Origin of the sequence: Mycobacterium angelicum, from assembly GCF_002086155.1 — a bacterium.
Taxonomy (GTDB): Bacteria; Actinomycetota; Actinomycetes; order Mycobacteriales; family Mycobacteriaceae; genus Mycobacterium; species Mycobacterium angelicum.
On record NZ_MVHE01000038.1, the window covers coordinates 39,473 to 50,258 of the forward strand.

At 65.2% G+C, this 10,786-nt stretch carries 10 protein-coding genes and 1 pseudogene; 6 read left to right on the forward strand and 5 right to left on the reverse strand.

Annotated features, from left to right (window positions below):
• Nucleotides 1–164 precede the first annotated feature (164 nt).
• The 6 genes from BST12_RS19455 (at nucleotide 165) to BST12_RS19480 (ending at nucleotide 7,392) form a co-directional block, all read left to right on the forward strand.
• The gene (locus tag BST12_RS19455; protein WP_083114768.1) at nucleotides 165–464 is read left to right on the forward strand and encodes a PE family protein; all 300 of its coding nucleotides are present in this window, start codon (nucleotides 165–167) and stop codon (nucleotides 462–464) included.
• Nucleotides 465–1,706 carry a PPE family protein gene (locus BST12_RS19460; RefSeq protein ID WP_083114769.1) on the forward strand — a complete coding sequence of 414 codons (1,242 nt, stop codon included), beginning with the start codon at nucleotides 465–467 and terminating at the stop codon, nucleotides 1,704–1,706.
• Between the two features lie 94 nt (nucleotides 1,707–1,800).
• Nucleotides 1,801–3,966, forward strand: coding sequence for a glycogen debranching protein GlgX (gene glgX, locus BST12_RS19465; protein WP_083114770.1), 2,166 nt, complete (start codon nucleotides 1,801–1,803; stop codon nucleotides 3,964–3,966).
• Nucleotides 3,967–4,155: 189 nt separating this feature from the next.
• A complete protein-coding gene (locus tag BST12_RS19470; protein ID WP_083114771.1) occupies nucleotides 4,156–5,382 on the forward strand; it encodes an acetyl-CoA acetyltransferase in 1,227 nt (408 codons plus the stop codon).
• Between the two features lies 1 nt (nucleotide 5,383).
• A complete protein-coding gene (locus BST12_RS19475; protein ID WP_083114772.1) occupies nucleotides 5,384–6,901 on the forward strand; it encodes a carotenoid oxygenase family protein in 1,518 nt (505 codons plus the stop codon).
• 11 nt (nucleotides 6,902–6,912) lie between these two features.
• Nucleotides 6,913–7,392: a VOC family protein gene (locus BST12_RS19480; protein WP_083114773.1), complete on the forward strand. Its 480-nt coding sequence runs from the start codon at nucleotides 6,913–6,915 to the stop codon at nucleotides 7,390–7,392.
• A gap of 2 nt (nucleotides 7,393–7,394) precedes the next feature.
• Here BST12_RS19480 and BST12_RS19485 read toward each other — a convergent pair whose 3' ends face one another.
• The 5 genes and pseudogenes from BST12_RS19485 to BST12_RS19505 all read right to left on the reverse strand — a co-directional run.
• The gene (locus BST12_RS19485) at nucleotides 7,395–7,829 is read right to left on the reverse strand and encodes a hypothetical protein (RefSeq protein WP_083114774.1); all 435 of its coding nucleotides are present in this window, start codon (nucleotides 7,827–7,829) and stop codon (nucleotides 7,395–7,397) included.
• Nucleotides 7,830–7,921: 92 nt separating this feature from the next.
• Nucleotides 7,922–8,695 carry a VOC family protein gene (locus BST12_RS19490; RefSeq protein ID WP_083114775.1) on the reverse strand — a complete coding sequence of 258 codons (774 nt, stop codon included), beginning with the start codon at nucleotides 8,693–8,695 and terminating at the stop codon, nucleotides 7,922–7,924.
• Nucleotides 8,696–8,838: 143 nt separating this feature from the next.
• Nucleotides 8,839–9,276, reverse strand: coding sequence for a type II toxin-antitoxin system Rv0910 family toxin (locus BST12_RS19495; protein ID WP_083114776.1), 438 nt, complete (start codon nucleotides 9,274–9,276; stop codon nucleotides 8,839–8,841).
• Nucleotides 9,277–9,280: 4 nt separating this feature from the next.
• Nucleotides 9,281–9,466, reverse strand: a complete 186-nt coding sequence (locus tag BST12_RS19500) for an antitoxin (RefSeq protein ID WP_083114777.1) — start codon at nucleotides 9,464–9,466, stop codon at nucleotides 9,281–9,283.
• 92 nt (nucleotides 9,467–9,558) lie between these two features.
• Nucleotides 9,559–10,786: pseudogene (locus BST12_RS19505) on the reverse strand (PPE family protein); the annotation flags it as partial.

A 10,786-nucleotide genomic window follows, 5' to 3' on the forward strand; every position in this document is an offset into this window, starting at 1 on the left:
CGGGGTGCGTTGACCAAACGACGAAGTACCCTGCACTAGAGAGTGCCTTCCGCTGCGGATCTGCGACGACATCTGAATATCCAATTCCGTTCTGTGGCAGGCACTTCGGCGTATGTGCGGAAGGTACGGCCGAATGGGAGATGCTCGTCAGTTAGGAGACACGGATGTCTTTTGTGGTCACCCAGCCAGAGACCTTGGCAGCAGCGGCTGGGAACTTGCAGGGGATCGGTTCTGCGGTCTCCGCTGAGAGTGCGGCCGCATTTGCCCCGACGACCGGGGTGACTCCCGCTGCTGCCGACGAGGTTTCCGCTCTGACCGCGGCGCGATTCGTCGCCCATGCGCAGCTGTATCAGGCGATGAGTGCACAGGCCACGGCGATTCACGACATATTCGTGACCACACTGGCGGCCAGCGCCGACTGCTATGCGGACACCGAGAACGCCAACGCGATCGCGGCCGGCTAAATGGACTTCGGGCAATTGCCGCCGGAGGTCAATTCGGGCCGGATGTATGCCGGTCCGGGAGCGGGGTCGATGCTTGCGGCCGCCAACGCCTGGGACGGTTTGGCCGCGGTGCTCAATTCCGCGGCGGTTTCCTATGCATCCGTGGTTGCCGGACTGGCCGCCGAATCGTGGATGGGACCGGCTTCCGCGTCGATGGCGGCGGCGGCCGCACCCTATGCGGCGTGGCTGAGTATCGCCGCAACGCAAGCCGAGCAAACTGCGGCGCAGGCCCGTACGGCCGCCGCGGCCTTCGAGGCGGCGTTCGCGATGACGGTGCCGCCGCCACTGATCGCGGCCAACCGCAGCCAGCTGCTGTCGCTGATCGCGACCAACATTCTGGGCCACAACAGTCCGGCGATCGAGGCCTTGCAGGCCGACTACGCCGAGATGTGGGCGCAGGACGCCGCCGCCATGTACGGCTATGCGGGCGCATCCGAGGCCGCATCGACGTTGTCGCCGTTCAGCCAGCCGTCGCAGGCCGCCGACCCGGCGGCCGCGGCAGCCGGCGCCGCCGGCGCCACCACGAGCACGCAGGCGGTGCTCGGTCAGCTGTCGTCCATCGCCCCGCAAGCGCTGCAAGGGCTGGCCTCGCCCGGATCTACCGCCACGCTGCCGTCGGCGGCCGCGGTCCAGCCGGCGGCCAGCATTTCAATCCCAACTCCCATAGGGGATTTGGACATCGTCGCTTGCTATATCGCGATCACCGCGACCGCCAGCTTGGCCCTGTCGGCGGTGAACACGACCAGGCCCTGGATCTATGCCTACGGCGGCAATCACAGCCCCGCGCCCGTGCCGTCGGGCGGATTGGAACCCACCCAGGGGGAAGGCATCGCGTCCATTGCGCCGGCGCCGGGCGCCGGCGCCGGTGGCGCTGCCGCGTCGGCCGGTGTGGGCGAGGCGACCTTGGTCGGCGCGTTGTCGGTACCACACAGTTGGACCATGGCCGCACCGGAGATCAAGCTGGCCGTCGAGTCGCTGCCCAGCAGCAGCGTCAGCCCCGCACCGATCGACATGGGCGGCGGAGCTCCGGCGGGCCTGTTGAGCGGCATGGCGCTGGCGAGCCTGGCCGGGCGCAACGCAGCCGGCACCAACCGCAGCGACATGAGCACCGGCACTGGTACAGACGAGCAGGATCAGACCAAGCGCAAGCCCACGGTCGTCGTGATACAGAAGCCGCCGCCACCCGGTGAGCCGACGCGTTAGCGAAAATGCCAGCGGCAGTTCACCTTTCAGCGTCGACCGAAGCTGATGCCGCAGTCACAGTTTCATGTCGCCGTGCGCGGGGAATAGGCAGTGCATGGTTGAGCCCGAACGCGCCCAAATGACGGTCGCAGCTGAGGTGTGGCGCGGGAAGGCCTACCCGTTGGGCGCGACGTACGACGGCTCGGGCACCAACTTCGCTCTGTTCAGTGAAGTCGCCGAGCGCGTCGAATTGTGCCTCTTCGACCCTGACGGCACCGAGAGCCGCATCGCGCTACCCGAAGTCGACGGGTTCGTGTGGCATGGCTTTCTGCCCAGCGTCGAACCCGGCCAACGCTATGGCTACCGGGTGCACGGGCCATACGATCCCGCCGCCGGTCATCGATGCAACCCGAACAAGCTGCTGCTGGATCCCTACTCGAAGGCCATCGACGGCTCCTTCGAATGGAACCAGTCGCTGTTCGGCTACAACTTCGGCGATCCGGACAGCCGCAACGACCAGGACTCCGCGGCCAGCATGCCCGCCTCGGTGGTGATCAACCCGTACTTCGACTGGGGAATCGACCGGCCGCCCAGCCACGACTACGCAGACAGCGTGATCTACGAAGCGCACGTCAAGGGCCTCACCCATCAGCATCCCGAGATTCCCGAGCGACTTCGCGGCACCTACGCCGGTATCGCCGAGCCGGTGATCATCGACCATCTGCACAACCTGGGCATCACCGCCGTGGAGCTCATGCCGGTCCACCACTTCGCCAACGACTCCACCCTGATCGACAAGGGACTGTCAAACTACTGGGGCTACAACACAATCGGCTTCTTCGCCCCCGACACCAAGTACTCCTCGGCGACCACACCGGGCGGGCAGGTGCAGGAATTCAAGACCATGGTTCGCACCCTGCACGAAGCGGGCATCGAGGTGATCCTCGACGTCGTCTACAACCACACCGCCGAGGGCAACCATCTGGGCCCCACGCTGTGCATGCGCGGGATCGACAACGCCGCCTACTACCGGCTGGTCGACGACGACAAGCGCTACTACATGGACTACACCGGCACCGGCAACAGCCTCAATGTCGGCCACCCGCACACGCTGCAGCTGATCATGGACTCGTTGCGGTATTGGGTGACCGAGATGCATGTCGACGGGTTCCGTTTCGATCTGGCCGCTACCCTGGCGCGCGAGTTCTACGAGGTGGACCGGCTGGCTGCCTTTTTCGAGCTGGTGCAACAGGATCCGATCGTCAGTCAGGTGAAGCTGATCGCCGAGCCCTGGGACGTCGGGCCCGGCGGCTACCAGGTGGGCAACTTCCCGCCGCAGTGGACGGAATGGAACGGCAAATACCGCGATACCGTGCGCGACTTCTGGCGGGGCGAGGATTCCAGCCTGGGTGAATTCGCTTCTCGCTTCACCGGTTCGGCTGACCTGTACGAACATACGGCGCGCCGGCCGGTGGCCTCGATCAATTTCGTCACCGCCCATGACGGCTTTACCCTGCGCGACCTGGTGTCCTATAACGAAAAACACAACGAGGCCAACGGCGAGGACAACAACGACGGCGAAAGCCACAACCGGTCCTGGAACTGCGGCGCCGAAGGCCCCACCGACGACCCGGCCATCAACGAACTTCGCCGCCGTCAGCAACGCAACTTCCTTGCCACGCTCCTGCTTTCCCAGGGCGTGCCGATGCTGTGTCACGGCGACGAACTCGGGCGCACCCAAGGCGGCAACAACAACGGCTTCTGCCAGGACAGCGAAATAACCTGGATCGATTGGGAACACGCGGACACCGACTTAATCGAATTCTGCCGTCTGGTTTCCGGGCTTCGTGCCGAACATCCGATATTTCGCCGGCGCCGGTTCTTCGACGGCCGGCCCGTGCGCCGCCGCGGCGCCGAAGGGCTGCCGGACATTTCCTGGTTCCGGCCCGACGGCTCGGAGATGAGCGAAGAGGACTGGGATGCGGGATTCGGAAAGGCGATTGGGGTTTACCTCAATGGCCACGGTATCCCCGATCGCGATCAGCGCGGCCAGCCGGTGCTCGATGACTCTTTCTTTTTGCTGTTCAATGCTCACCACGAAACACTCGAATTCACCCTTCCACCAAAGCAATTCAGCCGGGCATGGACTCTCGTCGCCGAATCCGGTGCCGCAACCGGGTTGCCGGAGACCACACACCCGTTGGACAGCGGCGCCACGGTGAAGCTTGCGGCCCGCTCATTGAGCGTGTTGATCGCCGGCGCGCCGGAGTCTTCCGAGTGATCGACAGCGACATGCTTGGCGATGTTTGTCATGGGCGGTCGGTGGTAATGCACCCAAAGAGGTGAGCGCGTTGGCCGGCCTGCGCGTCCACCCAGGTCCCGTCGGTTCAGCCCGAGAGCCGACGGGACCGCCCTTTTTGTGGGCCTCAATTTGTGGGTCTCGTCACAGTCACGTAGTACCGTGCGGCGTATGGACGGCAGTACCGGTGTGTGGATTCTGGGCGGTTATCAAAGCGACTTCGCGCGCAACCTCACCCGGGAGGGCCGCGACTTCGCCGCGCTGACCGCCGAAGTGGTCGAGGCCACCCTGGCGGCGGCCCAGCTGGACGCCGGCGATATCGGGGTGGTCCACGTGGCGAATGCGTTCGGTGAAATGTTCGCCGGGCAGGGCCACCTGGGGGCTATGCCGGCCACCGTGTGCGACGGCCTGTGGGACGCGCCCGCTTCGCGGCACGAAGCAGCCTGCGCATCTGGCAGCGTCGCAACCCTGGCCGCGATGGCCGACCTGCGCTCGGGCGCCTACGACACCGCGCTGGTGGTCGGCCTCGAGCTGGAAAAAACCGTTCCCGGCGATATCGCAGCCCAGCACCTGGGTGCGGCGGCCTGGACGGGGCACGAAGGGGCCGGGGTCCGCTACCTGTGGCCGTCGATGTTTGCCCAGGTCGCCGACGAGTACGACCGTCGCTACGGGCTGGACGAGGCGCATCTGCGGGCGATCGCCCAGCTCAACCTCGCCAACGCGCGACGCAACCCCAACGCCCAGACCCGCACCTGGACGGTGCCGGATCCGATCACCGACGACGATGCGACCAACCCGGTCACCGAGGGACGGCTACGCCGCTTCGACTGCAGCCAGATGACCGACGGCGGCGCCGGGGTCGTCCTGGTCAACGACGCTTACCTGCGCGAACACCCGTCGGCGCGGCCGATCGGCCGCATCGACGGCTGGGGACATCGCACCGTCGGGCTGGGTTTGCGGCAGAAACTGGACCGCGCGGCCGAGGATCCGTACGTGCTGCCGCATGTGCGGGGCGCGGTGCTGGACGCGTTGCGTCGGGCCCAGGTGAATTTGGACGATGTGGACGGTTTCGAGGTGCACGACTGCTTCACGCCCAGCGAATACCTGGCCATCGACCACATCGGGCTGACCGGCCCGGGCGAATCGTGGAAGGCCATCGAAAACGGTGAGATCGAGATCGGCGGGCGACTGCCGATCAACCCCAGCGGGGGCCTGATCGGCGGGGGTCACCCGGTGGGCGCCTCGGGGGTGCGGATGCTGCTGGATGCGGCCAAACAGGTCAGCGGGTCGGCCGGTGATTATCAGGTTGAGGGCGCCGCGCGTTTCGCCACGCTGAACTTCGGCGGCAGCACGGCCACCACGGTCAGTTTCGTCGTCGGCGATGTGGAGGGTTCCTGACATGGACGTTGAGATGGTCGGGAAGTTTCTGTCGACGCTGCCCGAGAACGACGACCACCCGTACCGGACCGGGCCGTGGCGGCCGCAGACCACCGAGTGGGACGCCGACGACCTGACCGTATTGTCCGGCGAAGTGCCGGCCGACCTGGACGGCATCTATCTGCGCAACACCGAGAACCCGCTGCACCCGGCGTTCAAGACCTACCACCCGTTCGACGGCGACGGCATGCTGCATGTCGTCGGCTTCCGCGACGGAAAAGCGTTCTACCGCAACCGCTTTGTCCGCACCGAGGGCTTTCTGGCCGAAAATGAGGCCGGCGGGCCGCTGTGGCCGGGGCTGGCCGAGCCGGTGCAATTTGCTCAGCGTGAAAAGGGCTGGGGCGCGCGGACTTTGATGAAGGACGCGTCGAGCACCGACGTCATCGTGCATCGGGGTATCGCGCTGACCAGCTTTTACCAGTGCGGTGATCTGTACCGGTTGGACCCGTATTCGGCCGACACTTTGGGCAAGGAGACCTGGAACGGCGGATTTCCGTTCGAGTGGGGCGTGTCGGCACATCCCAAGGTGGACAACAAGACCGGCGAACTGCTGTTCTTCAACTACAGCAAGCAAGACCCGTACATGCGCTACGGCGTGGTCGACGAGAGCAATGAACTGGCCCACTACGTCGACATCCCGCTGCCCGGGCCGCGGCTGCCGCACGACATGGCGTTCACCGAGAACTACGCGATTCTCAACGATTTCCCGCTGTTCTGGGACCCGAGGCTGCTTGAGCACAACGTGCACCTGCCGCGCTTCTACCCGGAGATGCCGTCGCGCTTTGCGGTGATCCCGCGCCGCGGGTCTTCGGCCGACATCCGCTGGTTCGAGGCGGACCCGACGTTCGTGCTGCACTTCACCAACGCCTACGAGGACGGCGACGAGATCGTGCTCGACGGGTTCTTCGAGGGCGCGCCGCAGCCGTTGGAAGCCGGCGCTAGCAGCAAGTGGGAGAAGCTGTTTCGCTTCCTGGCGCTGGATCGGCTGGAGACCCGGCTGCACCGGTGGCGGCTCAACCTGGTCACCGGCGCGGTCATCGAAGAGCAGCTGTCGGACTCCATCACCGAGTTCGGCACCATCAACCCCGGCTATGCGGCCGCCGACTACCGCTACGTCTACGCCGCAACCGGCAAACCGGGCTGGTTCTTGTTCGACGGATTGGTCAAGCACGATCTGCGCACCGGGGGCGTCGAGGCTGTTTCGTTCGGCGACGGCGTGTACGGCAGCGAAGCCGCGATGGCTCCGCGAGTGGGCAGTTCGGGTGAGGACGACGGCTACCTGGTCACTCTGGTCACAGACATGAACGACGACGCCTCGTATTGTCTGGTCTTCGACGCTTCGCGGGTGGGGGACGGGCCGGTGTGCAAACTTGCTCTGCCGGAACGCATTTCCAGCGGAACCCATGCGACGTGGGTGGCCGGCTCGGAGTTGCGCCGCTGGGATACCGCGGGGTCGGCGGCCGGCGCAGTGGGTCTATAGGGGGTGTAACGATGTATCCGGCAGGGCGCCGCCCGTCTCACTGGCCGGCGCATTTGGCGTCGATCGGCTCGATCAGATTCGCCCGTCGCTCGTCGAACTTCGCCGAAACGGTGCGGTTCTACCGGGAGTTGGTGGGGTTGCCGCTTTATGAGACGTTCGGGGAAAGCTACGGCAGCAACGGGGCCATCTTCGGCCTGCCCAGCTGGAACCTGACGATGGAGATCGTCGAGGCGGTCGAGCCCGTTGCATCGGATCACCACGATCAGCTTTGCCTCTACTTTCCCGATGAGCAGGCGCAGCAGGCGGCGTGCGCGCGGCTGCGTGAGGCCGGCGTCGAGCCGGTTGAGCAGCACCCGTACTGGGAGGCGACCGGAGCGGTCACCTACCGGGATCCCGACGGCCGCGAAGTCGTGTTTGCCCCGTTCGTGTACGGGGTCAACGAGCCCGCCGATAGCTCCGCCTCAGGCACGCACGAGTTCCCGTCGGCTTGACTTCAGCGTGCTGGCCGGCCGCCGAACGCGGCCGTGACCACCGCCCACAGCGAGCAGGCCAAAGCACCCGCCGCACTGACGGCGCCGAGGTAGAACCCGTATTCAGCCGCCACCGGCGGATTGACGTTGAGCTTGTAGTACCACACCGTGAGCGCCACGATGAGCAGCGAAATGAGAAGTGCGGCAAGGGAAGCCACCCGCACCGACAGGCCGCGGGCCGCCATGGCCCCGGCCACCAGCAACGTCGAGGACAACAACACGATGAGCTGGCCCGGCCCGAACCCGCGGGGCATTTCCAGATTGCCGTGGGTGCCGCCGATCGCGCTGGCCCAGCCGCCACCGTTGACCTTCGTGGCCAGCCACGGCAACCACGTGCTGACCGACACGAGCACGGCGAAAAGTACCACCAGCCACCCTGGGCGCAGCCGGCGAATCATGGTTGCGAGATTAGCCGACGCGTACAGGGGTGACCGAGCGTCACGGTGGCGTGGCGCTCGGTGCTCGCTGCTCGGTGCTCGCTGGTCGGGCTTCAGCTCTGCAGCGACGACAGGTTGAACACGACATCCGTCGGGTCGCTGGCCGCGGCAAGGCGCCCGTAAGGGGTGTCTTCGGCCGCCCGCAGCACACTGCCGCCGTTGTCGGCGATCATCTGAAGCGTCTTGTCGACATCCTCGGCCCCGAAGAAGATGCTCCACTGCGACGGCACATTCTCGGGCAGGAAGGCGGCGCCGTCCATTACGCCGAGCAATTGTTGACCGTCGAAAGATGCTGTGGTGTAACGGAATTCGTCGGTGTCACCCACCTGCTCGGTCTGCCAGCCGAACACCCCTCGGTAGAAGTCGACCGCGGCGCGATAGTCGTGGGTGGTGAGTTGGTGCCAGACGGGCGCGCCGGCCTCGCCGATCACCTCGAACCCGCGGTGCTCCAGCGGCTGCCACATCCCGAAGAACGCGTTGGACGGGTCGGTCGCCAGGGCCATGAAACCTTTGGCCGGTACCTCCATCGGGGCGAGGCATCCCGAGCCGCCGGCCGCCGTCACCGCGGACACCGTCGCGTTGATATCGGCGGTGTGGAAGTAGGTGGCCCAGTTGTCCGGAGCCTGCCACTCGGGGTTGTTGGCCATGATGCCGGCGACGGGGCGACCGTCCTTGGCCGCGTTGATGTATCCGCCGTAGTCGGGTCCGGCCGACTCGAATGTCCAGCCGAATACCGTCCCGTAGAAGTCTTGGGCACGGTCGACGTCCGATGTCGTCAAGTCGATCCAGCACGGAGCGCCCAGTGGTGCGCTGTTACGGGTGGGCACGATGACCTCCTTGTGTTGTCGGCCCCCAGTGGGGTTTCACAAGTATCGACTCCCGCGATGGCGCAAACTCATCGGCTTTGGCGCGGGCTGCGGCTTGAGGCGTGGGCTGCGGCTTGAGCCGTGGGCTGCGGCTTGGGCCGGGCTCACGCCGATGCGAAAACCGTGACGAACTTCTGCAGCGACTCGCGGATATCGGTTCTCAGCGCCGCGGCGACGACCATGCCGATCGGTCCGAACAGGGCCGGCCCCCCGAGGTGGACGTCGAAGCTGACGACGGAGCCGTCGTCTCTCGGCGTGATCTTGGCGATCAGCTTGACCTTGACTCCGCCGGCGCCGTCGCCGTTGAGCGTCATGCCTTCGGGTGGTCTGTAGCGCACGATCGTCCACTTGATCCGGTTGGGCATGCCCTTGACTTCGACATACGACTCGACAACCGTGCCCTTCTCCAGAACCTCGGGCAATTTGGACCGCCACACTTTATGGATCGTCAGCCACTCCTTGAAGCGGGACAGATCCGAGGCTGCCGTCCAGGCGTCCTCGGGCGGCAACGGTACGTCGATGGATCCAGAAAGCTTTGCCATGCGTTCAGCTCTGTTGGCCGGAACCGTCCGGGTTCGCGACCTTCTTGGCCTCCTCCTGCACCTTGTGGATGGTGTCGGAGTACTTGCCCTGGGTTTTCTCGTCGACGAACTCGCCGGCCTTGTCGATCGCGGTCTCGACCTTGTCGGCGTTCTGCGCCAGCAGGTCCTTTGCTTTGTCCAGGAATCCCATGGTTATGTCCTTTCCCGGCTTTGATCGTGCTTAATCGGAGTCCCCGTTGCTGGTGAAACCCTACTTGCCGATGCCGGCCGGGGGGTGGGCGGCTACGGCACCGAGCCGGTGAGGAAGAAACCGGAGAGCCGGCTGCCGGTGTTGGCCAAACCTGAGATGACACCGGCGACCGAGAGACCCAGAGCATTGGTGTTGGCGATGCCTGACATGGCGTTGCCCAGGTTGGTGAGACCCGAGAGGAGCTCGCCGCCGTAGTTTTCGAAGCCCGATGCGTGTGCTCCGATGTTCCAGAATCCGGAGATGGTGTCGCCCATATTGCCGAAGCCTGATGCGCTGCCGTCACCGGAGTTGAAGAAGCCCGAGGACGGCGCGTTGGTGGTGTTCCCGAAGCCCGGCGCCGCCGGGAAGTGGAATACCGGCACGGTGATGCCGCCGATGTTGCCGGCGATACCCACATTGAGCATCGTGTTGTCGCTGCCCAGCGTGAGGTTGAGAGGGATGTCGGAGATCCGGATTTGCGGGATCTGAATGGGGTCGAGCGACGAGTTCAGGGGGACCGTGATGGTGATCGGCAGCCCGGATATGGGCACGTCGAAGTGGATCTCGTCGGTCACGTGGATGGGGATGGTGATGCCGCCGGACTCTCCGTCGACGATGAGGGAGAGGTTGACCGGGATGGCGCTGGTGGTGTCGCCGTGGATGGTGAAGGGGTTGACCGACAGGCCGGTGATGTTGCCGGTGATGGGGAGTTTGAGGATGCCGCTGGCGCCCAGGGTCAGTGGGATGGGTGGGATGTTCAGGGTGTAATCGGCCTGCATCAGGCCCTGGCCATCGCCACGCCAGAACAACCCGTTGTTGGCGTCTCCGGAGTTAAACGCCCCGGTGTTCAGATCCCCGGTGTTGGCGTACCCGGTGTTGAGATCGCCGGTGTTGTAGCTGCCGGTATTGGTATGCCCGGGATTAAACGATCCGGTGTTCAAACTGCCGGCGTTGAAGCCACCCGAGTTGTAACTGCCCGCGTTGGCCCACCCGGTGTTCAACACACCGGAGTTGAACACCCCACTGTTGGCCATGCCGCTGTTGGCGATCCCGGTATTGAACTCACCGGAGTTACCGATCCCGAAGTTCCCGGTCCCGGAATTGAAGAACCCCACATTATTACTACCGGAATTGAACAACCCCACATTCCCCGACCCCGAATTCCAGCCCCCGAACCCAACCTGATGATCCCCGGTCAGCCCGATCCCCACATTATTATGCCCCTGATTCCCGAACCCGAAATTCCCGCTCCCACTGTTCCCCCACCCCGTATTGAAACTC

Excerpts from the sequence above, each read along its gene's own strand:
- BST12_RS19455 (WP_083114768.1), top strand. The coding sequence starts at position 165 with ATGTCTTTTGTGGTCACCCAGCCAGAGACCTTGGCAGCAGCGGCTGGG.
- BST12_RS19460 (WP_083114769.1), top strand. The coding sequence starts at position 465 with ATGGACTTCGGGCAATTGCCGCCGGAGGTCAATTCGGGCCGGATGTAT.
- glgX (WP_083114770.1), top strand. The coding sequence starts at position 1,801 with ATGGTTGAGCCCGAACGCGCCCAAATGACGGTCGCAGCTGAGGTGTGG.
- BST12_RS19470 (WP_083114771.1), top strand. The coding sequence starts at position 4,156 with ATGGACGGCAGTACCGGTGTGTGGATTCTGGGCGGTTATCAAAGCGAC.
- BST12_RS19475 (WP_083114772.1), top strand. The coding sequence starts at position 5,384 with ATGGACGTTGAGATGGTCGGGAAGTTTCTGTCGACGCTGCCCGAGAAC.
- BST12_RS19480 (WP_083114773.1), top strand. The coding sequence starts at position 6,913 with ATGTATCCGGCAGGGCGCCGCCCGTCTCACTGGCCGGCGCATTTGGCG.
- BST12_RS19485 (WP_083114774.1), bottom strand. The coding sequence starts at position 7,829 with ATGATTCGCCGGCTGCGCCCAGGGTGGCTGGTGGTACTTTTCGCCGTG.
- BST12_RS19495 (WP_083114776.1), bottom strand. The coding sequence starts at position 9,276 with ATGGCAAAGCTTTCTGGATCCATCGACGTACCGTTGCCGCCCGAGGAC.
- BST12_RS19500 (WP_083114777.1), bottom strand. The coding sequence starts at position 9,466 with ATGGGATTCCTGGACAAAGCAAAGGACCTGCTGGCGCAGAACGCCGAC.